Source organism: Melioribacteraceae bacterium (assembly GCA_035362835.1).
Taxonomy (GTDB): domain Bacteria; phylum Bacteroidota; class Ignavibacteria; order Ignavibacteriales; family Melioribacteraceae; genus DSXH01.
The window spans coordinates 373,286-392,612 of record DAOSDY010000003.1 but is presented as its reverse complement, the minus strand read 5'-3'; the positions used below and the strand labels follow the sequence as shown (position 1 = coordinate 392,612).

General features: G+C 37.9%; 15 protein-coding genes. 7 read left to right on the top strand and 8 right to left on the bottom strand.

What is annotated here, in order from left to right; translation table 11 throughout:
- Positions 1–74 precede the first annotated feature (74 nt).
- Entirely contained in the window at positions 75–1,952 is a 1,878-nt protein-coding gene (gene secD, locus PLZ15_12840) for a protein translocase subunit SecD (GenBank protein ID HOI30636.1), read from the top strand.
- Positions 1,953–1,972: 20 nt separating this feature from the next.
- Positions 1,973–3,112 carry a protein translocase subunit SecF gene (gene secF, locus PLZ15_12835; GenBank protein HOI30635.1) on the top strand — a complete coding sequence of 380 codons (1,140 nt, stop codon included), beginning with the start codon at positions 1,973–1,975 and terminating at the stop codon, positions 3,110–3,112.
- Positions 3,113–3,184: 72 nt separating this feature from the next.
- Here the strand turns inward: secF and PLZ15_12830 are convergent, their stop codons facing one another.
- From PLZ15_12830 to PLZ15_12800, 7 genes are read right to left on the bottom strand one after another with little or no spacing between them, the layout of a single operon-like run.
- Complete coding sequence (locus tag PLZ15_12830) at positions 3,185–5,749, bottom strand: SpoIIE family protein phosphatase (protein HOI30634.1); 2,565 nt, start codon at positions 5,747–5,749, stop codon at positions 3,185–3,187.
- On the bottom strand, positions 5,749–7,428 hold the full coding sequence (locus PLZ15_12825) for a SpoIIE family protein phosphatase (protein HOI30633.1): 1,680 nt from the start codon (positions 7,426–7,428) through the stop codon (positions 5,749–5,751). The genes PLZ15_12830 and PLZ15_12825 overlap by 1 nt, the downstream gene beginning before the upstream one ends.
- A 2-nt stretch (positions 7,429–7,430) precedes the next feature.
- Positions 7,431–7,868 (bottom strand): ATP-binding protein, encoded by a 438-nt coding sequence (locus PLZ15_12820; GenBank protein HOI30632.1) that lies wholly within the window; start codon positions 7,866–7,868, stop codon positions 7,431–7,433.
- Positions 7,865–8,224, bottom strand: coding sequence for an STAS domain-containing protein (locus tag PLZ15_12815; protein ID HOI30631.1), 360 nt, complete (start codon positions 8,222–8,224; stop codon positions 7,865–7,867). The genes PLZ15_12820 and PLZ15_12815 overlap by 4 nt, the downstream gene beginning before the upstream one ends.
- An 18-nt stretch (positions 8,225–8,242) precedes the next feature.
- Entirely contained in the window at positions 8,243–10,294 is a 2,052-nt protein-coding gene (locus tag PLZ15_12810; protein HOI30630.1) for a SpoIIE family protein phosphatase, read from the bottom strand.
- A gap of 30 nt (positions 10,295–10,324) precedes the next feature.
- Positions 10,325–11,626: a hypothetical protein gene (locus PLZ15_12805; protein HOI30629.1), complete on the bottom strand. Its 1,302-nt coding sequence runs from the start codon at positions 11,624–11,626 to the stop codon at positions 10,325–10,327.
- 1 nt (position 11,627) lies between these two features.
- Positions 11,628–12,227, bottom strand: a complete 600-nt coding sequence (locus PLZ15_12800; protein ID HOI30628.1) for a sigma-70 family RNA polymerase sigma factor — start codon at positions 12,225–12,227, stop codon at positions 11,628–11,630.
- A 219-nt stretch (positions 12,228–12,446) separates the two neighbouring features.
- Here PLZ15_12800 and PLZ15_12795 point away from each other — a divergent pair, with 219 nt between their 5' ends.
- From PLZ15_12795 to ppk1, 5 genes are all read left to right on the top strand, one after another.
- Positions 12,447–12,785 (top strand): STAS domain-containing protein, encoded by a 339-nt coding sequence (locus tag PLZ15_12795; GenBank protein ID HOI30627.1) that lies wholly within the window; start codon positions 12,447–12,449, stop codon positions 12,783–12,785.
- Between the two features lie 147 nt (positions 12,786–12,932).
- Entirely contained in the window at positions 12,933–14,201 is a 1,269-nt protein-coding gene (locus tag PLZ15_12790; GenBank protein HOI30626.1) for an adenylosuccinate synthase, read from the top strand.
- Between the two features lie 109 nt (positions 14,202–14,310).
- The gene (locus PLZ15_12785) at positions 14,311–15,507 is read left to right on the top strand and encodes a HAMP domain-containing sensor histidine kinase (GenBank protein HOI30625.1); all 1,197 of its coding nucleotides are present in this window, start codon (positions 14,311–14,313) and stop codon (positions 15,505–15,507) included.
- 341 nt (positions 15,508–15,848) lie between these two features.
- Positions 15,849–16,340, top strand: a complete 492-nt coding sequence (locus PLZ15_12780; GenBank protein ID HOI30624.1) for a deaminase — start codon at positions 15,849–15,851, stop codon at positions 16,338–16,340.
- A gap of 53 nt (positions 16,341–16,393) precedes the next feature.
- Entirely contained in the window at positions 16,394–18,532 is a 2,139-nt protein-coding gene (gene ppk1 / locus PLZ15_12775; GenBank protein HOI30623.1) for a polyphosphate kinase 1, read from the top strand.
- On the opposite strand, the gene PLZ15_12770 is transcribed toward ppk1, so the two are convergent.
- Positions 18,533–19,327, bottom strand: a complete 795-nt coding sequence (locus PLZ15_12770; GenBank protein ID HOI30622.1) for a transporter — start codon at positions 19,325–19,327, stop codon at positions 18,533–18,535. It lies immediately after the preceding gene.

The following is a 19,327-nucleotide window of genomic DNA, read 5'->3' as shown; positions in this document are numbered from 1 at the left end:
ATTTGAGCCGGCGTGCCCGGCTTTCTATTTTTTACTTTAATTGAAAATTTCATTAACAAAAATCAAGATTCGGTATGAAAGAAATAAGATTTAGACTGATAATAATAATCGGTGCTATTGCTCTTAGCTTATACCTCCTCTATCCTACTTACCAGGATTATCAGAATAACAAAGAGGTTGGAAAAGAACTGGAGAATTTAAGTCAGAGCATTCAAAAAAGTAATCCGGAATTTTCACCTGTTGAGTTGAAAGAATATATACAGGACAAAAAAGACAGTATTCTATCCAGTAATCCGGATTATAAAACAGCACGCGATAAACGCGTGAAGCTCGGCCTCGACCTTCAGGGCGGTATGTATCTTGTTATGGAAGTAAATACTGCAAAACTTCTTGAACGGCTTGCAAAGGATCCCGACGATCAATTCAAACAACTTCTTGATGAAGCTGAAAAGGAATCCAGATTATCTGAAGATAACGTCGTTACTATTCTTGCTCAGAAAATGCAGGCAAAAGGAATTCGTTTAAGCCGTTATTTCGGTTCAATAAGAGAGGATGATTCGGATATTCAATCCAGACTTCTTGAACAAGAATCCGACGCGGTTAGCCGTGCGCTCGAAATTATTAACAACAGAGTCAATCAATACGGTGTTTCGGAGCCGAGTATTCAGAAACAGGGTTCCAGAAGAATTATTGTTGAGCTGCCCGGTGTCTCAAGAGAAGAGGAAGCAAAACGCCTTTTACAGGGACGAGCACTTCTGGAGTTCAAATTGCTTAAAGACCCTGATTTCGCTATCCCAATTATGAACAGAATTGACGAGGTTCTCGCCGCTAAAGATTCAAATTCGACTACTCCGTCAGATACATCCGGACAATTAACCGAAGAGGAATTTGCAAAACAGCATCCGTTCTTCGCAATTGCACGTTTAATCGATCCGCAAGGAACAATTGCAGACGTCTTCGTTAAAGAATCCGACCGAGACGTTCTCAACAATCTTCTTGAAAAGCCTGAAGTCAAAAAAGTTGTTCCGGACAATGTTGAGTTTATTTACGAGAACAAACCTGAAATAGCCGACGATGGCGCGCAGTATTACAGAATGTATATGGTTAATAAGCAGGCGGAATTAACTGGCGGCGTAATTGTAAATGCTGTTGCAAATATAGATCCTATGACTTCCGCCCCGATTGTAACCATGGAAATGAACTCGGAAGGTGCTCGCGAATGGGCAAGAATAACAGGCTCCAACATCGGTAAGAGATGCGCAATTGTTCTAGACGGACAGGCCTATTCAGCGCCAACAATTCAAAATAAAATTCCAACAGGCAGTTCTCAGATTAGCGGTATTCCAAATCTTGACGAAGCCAAGCTTCTCGAAATTGTTCTGAAGGCAGGTGCACTTCCTGCTCCTATAGATATTATCGAAGAGAGAACAGTTGGTCCGTCACTCGGACAGGATTCAATCAGCCAGGGATTCAATTCCATGTGGATGGGTTATCTGCTTGTAGCACTTTTTATGATTATTTATTATAAAGTAGCCGGCTCTCTTGCAGATATCGGTGTTGTTGTTACCATCCTCTTAATACTTGGTGTTCTCGCAGGATTCCAGGGAACGTTAACACTTCCGGGTATTGCAGGAATAGTACTTACGATGGGTATGGCAGTGGATGCCAACGTTCTGATTTACGAAAGAATCCGTGAAGAATTGGGAACCGGTAAAACCGCAAAAGCTGCGGTTGAGAGCGGATTCAAACAATCCTTCTCTGCTATTTTCGATTCCAACATAACAACTTTCTTCACCGGAATTATTCTTTATCAATTCGGTAGCGGCCCTATTCAGGGATTTGCATTAACTCTTATGATCGGAATTGTATCGAGCTTATTCGGCGCGCTTGTTGTTGTGAGGGTTCTATTTGATTATATGACGTACAAAGGTTATAAAATTCAAGTCGGTTAATTTTAGGAGAAATTGAATAAATGCGATTATTCGAGAATTTAAATATTGACTTCATGGGTAAGAGACATTTCTTTTACCTTGTTTCGTCTGTTATTATCATTCTGGGTGTTGTGAGTATTTTTATAAGAGGACTCCAATTTGGAATCGATTTTAAAGGCGGATCAGAAATTGCAATCGAGTTTTCTAAGCCAATCGAGATAGGAGAAATCAGAAGTCATGTTGAAAATATTGGATTAGGAAATGTAGAAGTTAAGACCTTCGGCGGTTCTACAGGAATTCTTTTGAGGACCGAATTACAGGAGATTCCTGCCGACGTTCTGCCCCAGGTAAAAGCTAAGATTGAATCGATTATTTCGAACACATACCCCGGATTACAGAGAACTGTTATCGATTCAACACTAAATTCTATCACATATTCATTCCCGGATTCAGCAGTTGCGGAAGTTCTTAGTAACAGGCTATATCAGGCCGGCTTCCAGACTGCGAATGTTTCCGAGGAGCCATCCAATACCGGTGTTGTTGTGCGTCTTGGTATAGCGGATTGGTTGAAAGAAAATCTTATTGAAAAGTTTACAGACAATCCATTTTCTGTTCTGAAAGAGGAAAAGGTAGGGCCAAAGATCGGAGCAGAACTCAAACAGGATGCCGTTATTGCTGTTTTTCTCTCGTTAATTGTGATACTGGTTTATCTAGGATTCAGGTTTAAGTTTGTCTTCGCAGTAGGTGCAGTTGCTGCGTTGTTTCATGACGTACTTATAACGCTTGGCATCTTTGCAATTCTTTACGATGTAATCCCGGGATTTAACCTGGAAATAAGCACAAGTGTTGTAGCCGCATTCCTTACACTTGTGGGTTATTCAATTAATGATACTGTGGTTGTATTCGACAGAGTAAGAGAAAACTTAAAAATACATAAAACTCTTCCTTTAGAAGAGACTATGAACAAGGCTGTTAATAAAACTATGAGCAGAACAGTTATTACTGGAATAACGACTTTATTAACAGTATTAATTCTTATGATTTTCGGCGGGGAGGTTCTTAAAGGATTTGCATTCGCTCTCTTCCTGGGAATTATAGTTGGTACTTACTCTTCTATCTTCGTTGCCAGCGCTCTCGTTCTTGAAGTTGCCGGCAGAACAAAACGAAAAATTCAGTTCTAATCAAATTCAGTACAATAAAAAAACCGGCAACAGCCGGTTTTTTTATTACCTTTTCAATTCAATAAGAATAAATCAGGTAACCTTAAATACAACAAATGTAATATCATCGTACTGGTTGATATTTCCCCTGAAAGATTCAAGATCCTCAATAAGTTTACCGCCAATCTCTTTACAACTGAATTCTTTATTCGCCTTTAATAATTCTTTCATTCTATTAATACCATATAACTCGCTGCTGCTGTTCATTAATTCTGAAATACCATCCGAGAAGAAGAATAACAGGTCACCCGAATTTACTGCAAGGGTTATTTCTTCAAGGGATTCGGAAAATACTTCACCTTTATCCAGTCCAACACCAACGCCGCCCGGCTGATATAATTCATAAATATTATTATTGATCTTAATAAGAGGGGTATGCCCTGCTCTGGCGAAAGTCATTTCCTTTTTGCCGAAATCGATCAGTGCCAGTGAAATAGTTATAAACCAGTTCTTTTCAATTTCATTGTAGATTCTCTTATTAATTTCAATGAGAATATCCTTCGGAGTCCGTCCCTCGGTGCAATAGAGCTTAACCATAGTCTGAATCTTGGACATATAAAAAGACGCGCTTAATCCTTTGCCGGAGACGTCGCTGATTACTACAAATAGTTTGTCGTCGGAAATCTTAATAAGGTCGTAATAATCCCCTCCCACGTGCATTGCAGGAATCATAGCTCCGAAGACATCCATTCCGGAAATTTTAGGAAAGGACTTGGGCAGGAGACTTTCCTGAATTCTTCTGGCATTTTCGAGATCTCTTTCTATTTTATGTTTATCAAGTTCCGATTCATAGAGTCGTGCGCTTTCGATTGATATAGCGGTTTGACTTGCCGCCGCAATCAGTAATTCCGCCTCTTTAAGTGTAAACTGAGATCCGGAATACTTTACACCGAATAAGAGAAGTCCGATTACTTTCGATTTTATTATAAGCGGAACCACTGTAAAAATTTCTTCATCAAGAAGGGCTGAGAATCTTCCGTCTGCCGAATGTTTAAAGTCCTGTCTCTCTATTATCGGTTTTTTCCCAATGGCAATCTCAGCCAGGAAAAATTTCTCGATCGCCGAATTTTCATCATAAATCTTCAGTTGCGTATTATAAAAACCCTGGTTCCGCACCAGCGAAAAGTACTTTTCCGAATTGTTGTAATTGATCATTATTCCGAAATTGTTGAGCCGCAGGGATTTAACGAACAACTGCTCGGTGGAGTTAAGAATATTCTCCATCCCTACAATAGCAGATATTTCATTGCTGAATTTGAGCAGATTTTTCTGAAACGCAAATTGCTCCGGGTAAAATTTTGCTGTAAGAAGATCCTGGAATCGATCCTTGGTTGATTGAAAAACAATGGCGAAGAGGACAAATATCACACCCGCAACAATTCCCTGGTATTCGTCGGTTATTGCCGCTCCAACCTGCTGCCCTATTACATAAATTATTAGGAAGTAGATACCGGCAAGAGAAACCGTAGCGGTTCCATAAATGATTGTATTTCTTACAATCTCGCTTACATCCATCAATGAATATCTGAAAATCGAATAACCGAATGCAACCGGTAAAAGGGCAATTAAAATTATTGGTGTGAAATAGGCCGGGTTATTGAATATCAATCCCCCGATAGACGGTGCCAGAAAATTTGAGTAGATGAGAGCAAGAACACCAACCAGGTAGGCAATCAGGATAAAAAAGATAGGAACACGCTCCTGCCTTGTTTTAAGCCTTAGATAACCGATCAACAGCAATATGAAACCGAGGACAAAACCCGATCCGGTGAAAATTCCAAGCCACGAATTAATCTTTATAAATACCGCTTCAACGCTGTACCCATATAAAAATATTGATTTAATAATCAGAATGGATATCGAGATTACTACAGGTATAATATAGATTCTTGAGGAAAACCATTTTTTACTTACATAGAAAAAATCTTTCGGAAAGATCGAGAAGAATTTGAACAGCATGAAAGGAAGAAAGATTGCAGCGAATTGCGAAACATTATCAATTATTAATGGAATGTATTGATTTCTGAAGAGTGGGTTATCCACTACATAACCTCTATAGAGCATGCTGACTGAGGCGTTGAGGACCAGGACAAGCCCTATCTTGAAAAATAATGATTGTGTTCTTCCGTTCGGTTTTGCAATTACAACAAAGAATCCGACAATTAACCAGATTGAAGAAAGAAGTACAAAGGCGAGTCCCTGAATATTTATAAGTTTTTTTACAAGAAGAGGAGTATTGAAAACTTCATTACCTCGTTTAACGGTATAAGTAGCATAATCCCCCTTCTGAACTTTATCCAGAATCTGGGTAGCTATGAATGTATCCTTGGCTTTTTTACCGTCTATAGCGACTAGAATATCACCGTCTCTTATACCAGCCTGCCAGGCCACTCCTCCTTCCTTTACTTGATTGAATACTATTTCTACAGAGTCGATGCTTACCTTCTTAGGCAACCAGAGACATTCATCATTCGATTGAGCAGTGACACTGTAAACAAATATGAAATTAACCGCACTTATGATCGCAAAGATAAGCGTAACCGCTATAATAAATTTGAGCCGGTGTTTAGCGAGAAATATTTTAATTACATTAAACATTACTTCACCTTTAAAACCAAGCAGGTTATATCATCACTCTGTTCAGCTCCAGCGGTAAATTCCTCAACCTGAGCCTTAATTTTATCGAGTATATATTTTGGGGATTCGTTATAAATACCCGAGACAATTTTTTCAAGTTTTTCGTCAGTAAACTCCTCTCCGTTTTTATTCATTGCTTCAGTGATTCCATCGGTAAAGAGAACTACAGCCTGTCCCGATTCGAGTTGAATAGTTTCAGAGACGTACGGAATTGTTGTAGGTAAAACTCCCAAAATCATACCTCCTTTCTTAAACTTATTAATTCTACCATTATAGACGTGCAAAGGAGGATTATGCCCTGCATTAACGTAAGTTAATTTTCTAGTATCATTCTCAAAAAGGGCCCAGAAAAATGTAATAAAGCTGCCCATGGTTGTATTCTCAGCAACAAGGTCATTCATCAGGTTAGTAGCTTCTGCAAGAGGAAGATTCTGTTTGCAAATTGATTTAAGAAATGCCTGCACATTTGCCATTAACAGAGCTGCAGGAACTCCTTTACCGGATACATCCGCAATAGCCACAAGGACGCGGTTATTGTCCAGTTTTACCACATCATAATAATCTCCACCAACCATTTTGGCCGAAGCGTTATACGCATCAATTTCCAGGCTGGAAAACACAGGAAATTTCTTGGGCAAAAGATTTTTCTGAATATTTCGGGCGGTTTCGAGATCTTTTTCGAGTCTCTGCTTTTCAAGTGCTTCAGTAAACAATCTTGCATTTTCAATTGATATAATCGCCAGGCTGCCTAATGAGGAAACAAATTCAATGTCGGACTTAGTATAAGCAAGATCGTTCTTACGTTTTCCAAGAATGATCAGTCCTTTAGTTGTATTTTTAATTTGCATGGGTACAATAAGATCCACACCGAGTTCAGCAAAAACCTGAAGATCTCCTTTCATGTCGCTTCTATTCAGCGGTCCGCTGAATCTGCCTGCGTTACAATCTTTTAGCGCTTTTGCAAGACGCGATTCATCGAAACGGTTTTCAAGAATAGAGAAAGTGCCGTCGATGCATGTTATAATCGAATATTTGGAAACTAGCATTTGTCCTATAAGTGAATAAACCAGCAGCCGGGCAATGTTTTCAACCTGTAATATTCCGCTGAACTCTTTACCAAGATCGAATAATGAATACAGCTGGTTAATTTTTCCGTCGAGATCTCGATTTACCTTTTTCAGTTTTTCAACTGTAAGAGAATTTTCAATTGCTGTAGCCCCGACATTCAAGATGGTCTTAAGGAAATCGACGTCTTCGCTGTCATAATTTCTGTTTGTCAACCTGTTACCAAGGAGGAGTATTCCTTTTACCCCTTCAGAAGATTTTATCTCCTGACAGATGGGAAAGCCGTTCATTTCAATAAAATTTTTTAATTCCTGGTTGGTATTGATTTCGCCCTGTGATACGGAAGGAAATTTTTCGGTTATTGTTTTAAGGAGTCCTTTTTGGGATTTGATTTCAAGAATTCCATCTTCGTTGAACAATGCAATTAGACCTTTGGAAGTATGGAATTTACCGAAACAGGTTAGCAGAATATTGTTAAGCGCAAAATTGAGATCGAGACTGGAATTTACCAGATTGCTGAAATCTACAAGAGCTGAAAAATTCCTTAAGGTTGCATTATGATCGGTTGTTTGCATCCCTATCGGGTAAGATATTTAACTAAAATAACTTGATTTTTATTTCCACCGATTGTGTAATAATTCACTTCATCCATCAGTTTTTTCATCAGGAAAATACCAAGTCCGCCGACTTTTTTCTGTTTATAATATTCAACAATATTCGGTTCTGGTACAGAATTAGGATTAAAGTGAATTCCTTCATCAACAATCGAAATTGAAAATCTGGTTGAATCGAATTTTATAGAAATTTCTATTTTACCATCCGGTGAGTATTTATAGGCGTGTTTAATAATATTTGTGCATGCTTCGTCAACAGCAAGAATAATTTTGCCGACAGTTTCCTCATTAAAGCCGCTTTCTTCGGCTGCTTTCCTGGTAAAGTCCCTTACCTGGGAAAGATTGTCGGTACTGCTTTTTACAACAATCTCCTTTTCTATTTTTTTATTCGGGTAAATCAAGATATGCCCTGCTCATTAAATTTCCGGACGGCTTCATTTTCATCTTTATAGAATTCATAGAGGATAGGAAAACCGAGTAGGTCGAAAATATTATAGACACTCTCTTTCATATTAGAGAATTTAATATCCCCTTTATTTTCCCGCATAGTTTCCACATAAGCCATGAAAACCCCTAAACCTGCACTGCTGATATATTTGAGATCGTTGAAATTAACCACTACTCTAAAATTTTTCTCATCAAGCAGTTTGTTGAACACATTTTCCAGTTCAGGCGCGGTGTGAGCATCAAGATACCCATTTACATCAATTACACTTACGGAACCGACTCCCCGTAAGTTGACATTGAAATCCGCCATTAAATACTCCGATTGTTTTTAATTCTTCTTATTCCACTTTATTAAAACTAATGTAATATCGTCATGCTGAGAATGATCTTTAGAAAAAATGGTAAGATCATGCATAAGGATATTCGAAATTTCATCGAGGCTTTTTTCGCGATTCTGAAAGATTATCTGTTCGAATCGATCGTATCCGAAGTCCTCGTCGTTCGAATTCTTGGCTTCGGGAATACCATCCGAATAAAACGCAATAATATCATCATTTTTCAATACAATTTGCATTTCTTTTAACGTATTTGCAAATCCGCTGGAATAGTCGAGACCAATTCCAATTCCATTCGGCTGAAGTCGTTCTACCCCGTTTCCAGAACACAAAAGAATTGGAGGATGACCGGCACGTGCAAATATAAGTTCGCCTGTAGATTGATTTAGAATACCATAAACAACTGTCACAAAACTCTTTTTATCCAGACTCTCTTTTAGAATCTCATTTACCTTAATTAAAAGGTCCCGGGGATTCAAAATTAATTTGGAGAGCGATTCGAATATTCCTTTAACTTCCGCCATAATAAAAGCTGCTGAAATCCCCTTGCCGGATACATCAGCAACAACAAATGCAAGCTTATCATCCGCTATTTTAAAGAAGTCGTAATAATCCCCTCCGACTTCGAATGCGGGCACAAACAGAGCGGCAACTTCAAAGTCGCGTGATACAGGGACATGATCCGGCAGAATCTTTCTTTGAATATCCCTTGCAACATCAAGTTCTTTTTCCAGTCTTTCTTTTTCAATCGACTCCGCAATAAGTTTGGCGTTTTCAAGAGCTACTGCAGCATAGTCGGCAAATGCCTGAAGCGATCTCTTTTCATCCTCGTCAAAGTTAACATCCTTATGACGGGCAGTAATCAGAAATCCGTTCACCTGACCTTGAAGCTTGAGAGGAGCAATTGCAATCGACCGGAATTCTTTCATCACGGATTTAAGTTCGGAGCTGACTGAATCGAAGTAAATTGTCTGAACGCGCTGCTGATCCTGATCATCCGAATTTAATAAAATTTTGGTAAGCTTATCCGCTTCGACATAACCGATATTGTTAACGGAATTTAATTCCATCTCATTTTCATTTCTGGTAACGAGCCATGCTGAATAAGAATTACAGACTTTCGTCGTAATTGAAGTAACTGTATCTGCAAGTTCTTTAAAGTCGAAAACCTGTGTAATCAGTTTAGTAAGATCCATAAGGGAGGAGACTTCTTCGGCTTTCCGGTCGAAGGCCTCAGCAGTGGGGAGATGAAACAGCGTTGTAAAAAAGATTACACCGAAATAGATCATTCCGTAAATCATGGTAAGACTAAGTATTGAATAGAGACCGGGTGAAAAATTTACGATAATCTGCCGAATAGTATTAGTATCGCTTAACAAACCGAAGTTCAGGGCAAAAAGAATTGATAAAATAATTGAGATAATCAAAAGGTAGAGCTTCTGTTTTTTAACGAGGAATGCTATCCACGCAACGCGAAGTGAGTTAAGGCTTATCAGGACAATAGAAACGACAAAGAAAGCATTATACGGGTAGTCGAAATTCTCGTCTATTTTGAATAAAAGGTTGGAAAAGAACGTAAGCGCGAAAAAAACCTGCATCGTATTGAAATATGTGCGCGGATCCTTTTTCTGCCTTAAGAAAAAGAGTTCTCTGAATGATGCAAGTATATAAACGAGAGTAGCAATAACCACAAAGATTATCAGAATTGAAAAGAGAGAATTAAAAATATTAAGATTTGCACCCGGCTGAGCCAATGGTCCTAGTATCGAATCCGAGACAGAAATAATAAAAAATATTAAAGCGGCCAGTATTCCGGCATTTAATACCAGGGTTAAAGGTGAATCTGTTTTTGAACTTAGAAACGGCTGGATATAAGAAAGAACAAAAAACAGTACCAGGAAAATAAGTATTTCATTAATTACGGATAGAATCAGAGTGTCGTGTGATGGAAATACGAGATTAAAGAGGAAAAGAAGTATGGAAGTTAGAATTGCATTTTCCAGACCTTTTGCGCGCATCAGGTTTTTAGAATTATTATTACTCATTAATTCAAGTAAAACTCTTTTTTATTAGCTCTATTTATTACCGGATGTATCTTTTGGTACAACTTTGTTTTTAATTTTTCTGGACAAGGGTTCATTCAGGTATTGTTCTTTCCGTTTCTTAACCGAATCAGAGAATTGTTTTTCAAATGCTTTAGCAATCGAATCCATCCTGGCCCCGAATTTTTCCCAATCCTCAATATTACCTTTCGAGACCATTTCAATTGCCTGCTTGGCAAATGCCTGAGGATTAAAATTAAGCTGAAATTCGAGCGATTCTTTATTTTTAGGCGGTTTTGGCGGAGGAATTGGAGATTTGCCTGTGTAATTATGTTTCTGATCCTCCCAATTAACCGTGAGCATTCTAAGTTTATTGGCTGCCTTTTTCAGATTTGCCTTTATACTATCACTTAAAACAGCTGAACTATACGCGGTTATTTCATCAAAAGGAATAACGACTTTAACAAAACTGGAATCGAACTGATGGACAAATCTTCTTTCTCCCTTTACAGTTCGTTTCGGATGTCTATCAGGCTTAGGAGGTTCATATTGGATTCTAATATTCTTCAGTTTATCTTCTGCAAGTTTAAGATCCAGTTCCAAATCTTTCAATTTGTCAAATTCTCTGGTGTCGAATTCAAATTCAGTTTGAAGAACTGTATCGGGTGTGATAAAGATATAATCGTTACCGGGAAATTCTTTGGCAGAAGCAGTAAAAGTAGTCAGGTTTTTGCCGCTAAGTAATTTATTCTGCATCTGGAAAAGCTTATTGGCTTTTTCATAATTGACCTGTTCGGAGAAGGCAATAAGATCTGCGAGAACCGCTTTTTGTAATTCACCTAACTTCGGATTAATTGCAAGAGCATTTTTTTCATTTGTGAGGACTGAAAGATAAATTTCTTTTTTATATGTATTTAAAATTGAGTCCGCTTTCAATTTATCCCCGGGTGAAAGTTCAAAGAAATCGGTATAGTTATTATAATTGTATGTATTAGGGATAAAGGTAGACGGCTTTATTTCATAGACCTGGTTACCGCTAATTTCATCGGAGACCAGAAGGACTCTGTTATTTTCCTTATCGATAGGAAGGCTCTGGTATAAAGCAAAATTAAAGACGTCTTCGTTGGATATTTCGGTTGTAGCAAATAGAGGTTTCAGGTTCTGGGCATAGAATGAAACAAGGTTATTCTTTCCCTCTTCAATTAATCTGTTTATGTCCCTCTTGTTGTATCTGAAAAATATCATCAAGAATAGAGTAAGAATAATGAGGGATGAAACCGGGAGGTATTTTTTGATGTATTCTTTCAGGTTTTTATTTTCATTTAATTCTTGCATCTCAAGCTCTTAATTCCTTTTGATAAGGTTCCAATAGAAATTTCAGACTTTCACGTGCTCGGAAAATCCTCGATTTAATAGTTCCGACTTCAGTTCCCAGCTGGTCGGCTATTTCCTTGTAACTTAATCCGTCGATGTCTCTAAGAACCAAAGGCACTCTAAGTTTTTCCGGCAACTTTGCAATGGCGTTCTGAACAAGTTGAGGAATATCGTAATTTTCACCGGAAGGACCGGTTGGATACTCCCTGTCGGAATCTCCGATCGGGACAAAAATACTCCTGACTTTTTTCTTGCGCAGATAGTCTCTGCATTTATTTACCGTAATTCTATATAACCAGGTAGTAAACTTGGATTCAAACCTGAATTCTCTAATCTTATGGTAAACACTTATAAATACGTCCTGAGAAATATCGTCTACATATTCAGTATCACCCAGAGTAACAAAAACAAGGTTTCTCACCTTTTCTTTATGCTTGATTACGAGGGTTCTGAAAGTACTTTCGTCTCCATTTATAAAGTTTCTGATCAGCCCGAAGTCTTCGTCGGCTTCTGCAGAGTTTTCCCTCGGCTCTAAATTTTCCCTGTCTTTTTGTAAATCCATTCTTTTAGACGATATTTTTTTGGTTATGTTCCAAAAGTAAAATTAATCAAATTGTCTGAAAGGGTACTAATAAAAACTTTATTTTTAACATAGGATTCAATAATTTATCTGCCAATATAAATATTTGTAGAGAATAATATTCAATAACCATTTTTAATGCAAAAATATTAATTTGCGCACAATACAAAACATTTTTTTAGAAAACTCTCAGGAGAGCACATGAAAATCAAAACATCAGAAAAATACGGAGCAGTAGTCATCGAATTAAAGGGGAATGTAATGGGTGGGCCTGAAGCTCAGGAATTCAGCACCCTGCTCCATAAATTACTGGATGAAAGTAAAAAGAATATTGTAGTTGATCTGGCCGACTGCAAGTTTATGAATAGCTCGGGACTCGGTATGCTAATCAGCGGTTATACAACTATCAAAAACGGCGGAGGCTCTTTAAAACTGGCCAATGCAACAGAAAAAATTGAGAGTTTACTTGTAATCACAAAACTTATTACGATCTTTGAACACTTTAATTCGGTTGATGAAGCAGTAAGCAGTTTTAAATAAGAGTTCGGAAGATTTTCTCGGAAAGATTTTAGATAGATAATATTCATAGTTTTAAATGAAATATCAGAATCTCCTGCCTCTGCTAAAATCTTTTCGGGTATTTCCGGATAATTCCTACCAAAATTTCATTTACTTATCGGGGTTAAAATGAGTGTCAGCATTATTGTGGGAAGCCAGTGGGGTGACGAAGGCAAAGGGAAAATCGTCGATATTCTAAGTGAACGATTCGATATTGTTGTAAGATATCAGGGTGGCGCAAATGCCGGTCATACTGTTCAAATTGGCGATAAACAATATATTCTTCATTTAATCCCATCGGGAATATTAAGAGAGAAAGTAATTTGCGTGATAGGAAACGGGGTTGTGATTGATCCAAAAGCATTGCTTGATGAAATTTCTATCCTCGAAAAATCCGGTATAAATATTAAAGGGAGATTATTTATTAGTCAGAATGCCCATTTGATTATGCCATATCACAAGCTTCTCGATTCTATAAGTGAAAACACATCGACAAAGATAGGAACAACGGGCCGCGGGATCGGACCCTGTTACATTGATAAATATGCCAGGAAAGGAATTCGGATAGTCGATCTGCTCGATAAAAAAGTTCTCGAAGAAAAAATAAAATTTAACATCGAAGAAAAGAACAACATACTCAGAAAAGTTTATAATCACGACGAACTGGATGTAAATGAAATTATAAAAGAGTATGTCGAGTTTGATCAGATAATTGATCAATATATAACGGATGTACCGAGCTATTTGAACAACGCCATTAGCGAAGGGAAATCAATTCTACTTGAAGGCGCACAGGGAACGCTTTTGGACGTTGACCACGGAACATATCCATTCGTCACTTCATCCAATCCGACTTCGGGAGGTGCATCTACTGGCTCAGGAATTCCCCCAACAAAAATTTCCTCCGTAATCGGAATAGTAAAAGCTTATACGACGAGAGTAGGGCTTGGACCATTCCCAACAGAATTATTCGATAAGGAGGGTGATAAATTGAGAGAGGTTGGCGCGGAATTCGGCGCAACAACGGGACGGCCAAGGAGATGCGGCTGGTTCGATGCATTCCTTATGAACTACTCAAGAATGATTAACGGAATTGAGAGAGTTGCGATTACGAAACTTGATGTGCTAAGCTACCTTGATGAAATCAAAGTCTGTGTTGCATATGAGATTAACGGAAAGAAATTAAAATACTACCCCACCGATGTAAATAAAATGATGCAGGTATCTCCGGTCTACGAGACGTTGCCGGGATGGAAAAAAGATATTTCCTCTATAACTGAGTACGACGAACTCCCCGAGCAAGCAAAGAATTATTTATCGTTCATTTCCCAACAAAGCGGATTTGAAATAAATTTTATATCGGTCGGGCCAAGAAGACTACAGACAATAGAATTATAGAAATGAGTAAAAATTATTCCGTTTTTACTGCCTGATTGATTTATTAATTTTCTATAGACCAAGCAATTCCTTTGAGGTGCTTATGAAGTTGAGCAGCGGACCCGCCGCAATGAATCTCAAGATTATACTTCTTTTAATCGGTGTAACAATTTCATTAGGTACACTTTTCTACACGCAAAGCCTCGTAAATAAGCTTCAGGATAGAGAGCGCCAGATAGTACAACTTTATGCCAACAGTCTCGAGTATGCAGCAAGCTCCGATAATATAAGCAGCGATTTCACTTTTATTTTTGAAAACATTATTCGAAGAATCGATTTTCCTATGATTGTTACTGATGGGAATGACAACATTATATCTGACGAGGAAGGTAAAGGATATAAGAACATCATAATTGACGATGGGAAAAATAAAAACGAAGTGCAAAAAATTCTTAATGAAAAACTAATTGAATTAAGTGAAATTCATTACCCGATTCATGTTAAGATTCCCGACGGTACAGTTATTCAAAAAATCTATTTCGGGAATTCCGACATAATAAGGCAATTAAAGTACTACCCCTACTTGCAGATTCTTTTCGCATTTTTGTTTATTATGATTGCTTACTCAAGTTTCAGTTATATCAAACGGAGTGAACAAAGTAACATCTGGGTCGGGATGTCGAAAGAAACAGCTCATCAGCTTGGAACACCTATATCAAGTCTTCTTGGCTGGAATGAAATTTTAAAGATGAATTATAACAACCCGGATAAAGTTCTCGATTGCGTAGAAGAGATTGGAAGCGATTTAAACCGGTTAAATAAAATCACAATGAGGTTTTCAAAAATCGGTTCTAAACCAGATTTAACAGAAGACTCGCCATATGAGGCAATTGAAAGAGTAATAAAATATTTTGAAAGACGACTACCCCAGCTTGGGAATAATGTAACTATTTCTATACAGGGAGATCGTTCGGTAAAATCCAGACTCAATTCCGAATTATTCGAGTGGGTAATTGAGAATTTAATAAAGAATGCTCTTGACGCAATAGAAAATAAGCATGGTAAAATTGATTTTATTTTAACTACAAACAAGGAAATGATTGAAGTTGAAATAACGGATAACGGTAAAGGAATAGAACATAAACGACGCCGGGAAATTTTCAGACCGGGATATTCAACTAAAAGGCGCGGCTGGGGATTAGGTTTAAGTTTATCAAAGCGAATAATTGAGAATTATCATAAAGGCAAAATTTTTGTTAAGCAGTCTATCATCAACGAAGGAACAACATTCAAGATTATTCTGAAGAAATCGGAAAATATTACCTGACGATTTTTCCGGTACCTCCCAGCTTTAAGCACCTAATAGTTTAGAATCGACAATTCTCAAGATTATTTCTTCATTTTTTCGCTGTTTTTCTAGCTTATAACAATAGAGTTTCATTTCACAGAATACTGAGTCGCATGGTATAATCTTTGTTGTTTACATAGCGGTCAACTTTTTGACTACACATAAGCACCCTCTGTATACAAATCTAACTGCTGTGGAAGCGCCCTCGACCACAGCAGTTTTTTTATGTGCGGTTCGCAAATGACTTTACCACAACAAAAGACCACTCATAAATCGGTATTATTTATTAAATTTAGCTCCATCTTATAGAAGGATTTACGATGCCGGACAAAAAGAAGCGTCCATCCTGGGATGAGTATTTTTTAAAAGTTGCAATGCTGGTCTCAGAACGTGCAACATGCCCGCGTATGCATTGCGGTTGTGTACTTGTGAAAGATAAACAGATTTTATCTACCGGATATAACGGTTCGATTCCCGGAGATCAGCATTGTGAGGATATTGGTTGCCTGGTTGTTGACAATCACTGTATTCGTACTATCCATGCGGAAATGAACGCTATTCTGCAGTGTTCTTCACATGGAATAAGCACAGAAGGTGCAACAGCCTATATAACAAATATGCCGTGTACAAATTGCTCCAAAGCTCTTATAACCGCCGGAATAAAACAGGTTGTTATTTTTTCTGATTATCACGACACCCTAGCTGAGGAATTTTTCTCTAAAGCAAAAGTGGGAATTAAAAGACTTCCGATGCCCGATAATTTAATTCATTATGATCTGGACTCATTTACATCTGCAAAAAAAATTAAGTGATTATTTACTAATTGATGCGGGATTGATAAAAAATCTCATACAGAGAAAACATTATGCAGCACTCCAAAGAATTTCTAAAAAAATACATGAATGCGGATAATTTTTTTAACCGCGATTTAAGCTGGCTCGAATTCAACCTGCGGGTTCTTGAAGAAGCTATTAATCCGGATCTTCCTCTTCTGGATAAAATAAAATTCATATCGATCTTCTTTTCAAACCTCGATGAATTTTATATGATTCGCGTTTCGGGTCTGAAAGAACAGATTAGAGCAAACGTTTTTGACGTATCAATAGACGGATTAACACCCCACGAACAACTCCGGCAGATTGAGAAAATTCTTCAGCCGATGTTAAAACAGATCTATGATTACTGGAGAGAGACGATTATTCCCCAGTTAAACGAGAATAAAATATTCATTTGCGAATTGAATCAGCTCTCTAAAGATGAAAGAGATTCACTAAATAAATACTTCCTTAAAGAGATCTATCCGATATTAACACCTCTCGCTTTCGATCCCGGGAGACCATTCCCTTATATTTCGAACCTTAGTCTTAGCTTTGCGATACTTGTAAAAAGACCTAACGGAGAAAAAAACTTCGCCAGGGTTAAGGTTCCGAGTATCCTTCCCAGACTGCTCAGGATAGATTCCCTGATAAAGTCCAAACATAGTAATGGCGGATCCAACGGCAGCTACAAATACATCTGGATCGGAGATTTAATCCGGTCAAATTTGAACCTACTATTTCCCGGAATGGAGATTGTAGAAGCATACAGATTCCGGATTACACGCGATACGGATCTCGAAATACAGGAGGACGAAGCAGATGACCTTTTACAGCTGATTGAAGAAAATATAAAACAGAGAAAATTCGGTTCTGTTGTCCGGCTCGAAGTAGAAAAACAAATGCCGGAATATATGATCGAAACGTTAATAGAGAATCTTGAAATCGACAGGAACGATCTTCACATAATAGATGGAAACCTCGGACTGAGTGATGTAATGACAATGTATGATCTGCCACTACCGCATCTTAAAGAGAAGGCATTTCATCCGGTTATTCCTGATCTTTTTTTAGAGGAGGAGAACATCTTTTCTCTTATAAAGCGAAAAGAAATATTACTTCACCATCCGTATGATTCATTTTCGCCAGTTGAAGATTTTATAAAGGAAGCTTCACGCGATCCTGATGTATTAGCAATTAAACAGACTTTGTATAGAGTCGGTTTGAATTCCCCTATCATAAAATACCTGATTGAAGCCGCAGAGAGAAAAAAACAAGTTGCGGTACTTGTGGAACTTAAAGCAAGATTTGATGAAGAGAACAATATATTCTGGGCAAGAGAACTTGAAAAAGCTGGAGTGCATGTTGTTTACGGTTTATTGGGTTTAAAAACCCACGCTAAGATGTCGCTTGTAGTTAGACGTGAAGCAGATGGAGTTCAGAGGTATGTTCATTTGAGTACTGGAAATTATAATCTGTCTACTGCAAAATTATATACAGACCTAGGATTATTTACTACCGATGAGGATATATGTGCAGATGTTTCAGAAATATTTAATTACCTCACCGGTTATTCCGAGCAAAAAAGTTACAGGAAACTTTGCGTTGCCCCTATTAATAAACGTCAGCGCTTTCTTGAATTGATTGAAAGAGAGATTAAAAATGTAAAGTCCGGCGGCAAGGGACATATTATTTTCAAGCTGAACTCGCTGGTAGATCCTCTATTGATTGCAGCTTTATACGAAGCATCGAACCGGGGTGTTAAAATCGATTTGATTGTGCGGGGTGTCTGTTGTTTAATTCCGTCTGTCCCGGGTTTGAGTTCGAATATCAGAGTAATCAGCATTGTCGGCAGATTCCTAGAGCACAGCAGGATCTATTATTTTAATAACAACGGGAATGAGGAGTTTTACTTAAGTAGCGCTGATATTATGCAGAGGAATCTGGATAGAAGAGTAGAGACAACATTCCCTGTTTATGATGAAGACCATAAACGTTATTTGAAAGAGATGATACTGGACACCTGTATGGCCGATAATATTAAGGCACGTGTATTGCTGCCTACCGGTAAATATGTATTTAACCGTCCATTATTTAATGAGGATGAGTTCAATCATCAGGAATTTATGATGGACTATACAATTAAGAAGTCGGGTATTTCAAAGCAGCAGAAATTAAAAAACCGTTAATTATTCCGGGAGCCTTAAAGAAAAACCGAGGCTTCCGAACCATTCTGTTTTATCGTGTATTAATCGAGTGCCGGCTGAAAAATCGATTTGAATATTCTCCTTTTGTAAAAACTTAATTCCCGCATCCAGATTGTAGTAATTGTTTAAATTGCCATTCAAGTCCCCATACAATTCAATAAAGAATCCAATCCTCTCGTTCAAATTGAAACCCAGGGAAGCAGAATAGAAATAGATGAGCCGGTTAATTTTACTTTCATCAGTAAATCCAAAATTGAATCCAAGGTCGATTCGACTGTTAAGTTTTTGTTCTAAACAGAGTGCTATACCGGATTCAAAACGTTCCGGCCTTAACATCTGGTTGCCGTGAGGGAGGTTAAAATTAACAAGTAAGGAAGCATTCGTTATTAAATCCTGATCTTTTCTGAAGTGGAACTTACTGCCAAAGTATACTCCCTGTACACCCTTGATCGAAGATTCAACCTCATCAATTTTCGATCTACCGGAAAAATACTCGGCACCAAACCTCAATTCGACAGACTCGCTCAATCCGTATCTGACAAGCGTACTTCCTAAAATTAAATTCTGATTTTCAATTCTAACATTATTCTCAATAAGTGACTGTTTTTGAAATAGGAAACCGATCTCGATCTGAATAGAATTAAGAGGAACAACCTGTGCCGATTCTGTTTGATCCGGTCTGTCCGTAGACAACGGAGGTATACTACCTTGAGCAAATAATTCAAGGACCGGGAAAAGGAATAACATAATAATATTCTTAATTACACTTTTACTCAT

What these genes read in the sequence shown, in the direction of transcription:
- PLZ15_12790 (HOI30626.1), top strand. Translation starts at nt 12,933, where the DNA reads ATGAGTGTCAGCATTATTGTGGGAAGCCAGTGGGGTGACGAAGGCAAA.
- PLZ15_12810 (HOI30630.1), bottom strand. Translation starts at nt 10,294, where the DNA reads ATGAGTAATAATAATTCTAAAAACCTGATGCGCGCAAAAGGTCTGGAA.
- PLZ15_12795 (HOI30627.1), top strand. Translation starts at nt 12,447, where the DNA reads ATGAAAATCAAAACATCAGAAAAATACGGAGCAGTAGTCATCGAATTA.
- PLZ15_12780 (HOI30624.1), top strand. Translation starts at nt 15,849, where the DNA reads ATGCCGGACAAAAAGAAGCGTCCATCCTGGGATGAGTATTTTTTAAAA.
- ppk1 (HOI30623.1), top strand. Translation starts at nt 16,394, where the DNA reads ATGCAGCACTCCAAAGAATTTCTAAAAAAATACATGAATGCGGATAAT.
- PLZ15_12770 (HOI30622.1), bottom strand. Translation starts at nt 19,327, where the DNA reads ATGAGTAAAAGTGTAATTAAGAATATTATTATGTTATTCCTTTTCCCG.
- PLZ15_12830 (HOI30634.1), bottom strand. Translation starts at nt 5,749, where the DNA reads ATGTTTAATGTAATTAAAATATTTCTCGCTAAACACCGGCTCAAATTT.
- PLZ15_12815 (HOI30631.1), bottom strand. Translation starts at nt 8,224, where the DNA reads ATGGCGGATTTCAATGTCAACTTACGGGGAGTCGGTTCCGTAAGTGTA.
- PLZ15_12825 (HOI30633.1), bottom strand. Translation starts at nt 7,428, where the DNA reads ATGCAAACAACCGATCATAATGCAACCTTAAGGAATTTTTCAGCTCTT.
- PLZ15_12805 (HOI30629.1), bottom strand. Translation starts at nt 11,626, where the DNA reads ATGCAAGAATTAAATGAAAATAAAAACCTGAAAGAATACATCAAAAAA.
- secF (HOI30635.1), top strand. Translation starts at nt 1,973, where the DNA reads ATGCGATTATTCGAGAATTTAAATATTGACTTCATGGGTAAGAGACAT.
- secD (HOI30636.1), top strand. Translation starts at nt 75, where the DNA reads ATGAAAGAAATAAGATTTAGACTGATAATAATAATCGGTGCTATTGCT.
- PLZ15_12800 (HOI30628.1), bottom strand. Translation starts at nt 12,227, where the DNA reads ATGGATTTACAAAAAGACAGGGAAAATTTAGAGCCGAGGGAAAACTCT.
- PLZ15_12785 (HOI30625.1), top strand. Translation starts at nt 14,311, where the DNA reads ATGAATCTCAAGATTATACTTCTTTTAATCGGTGTAACAATTTCATTA.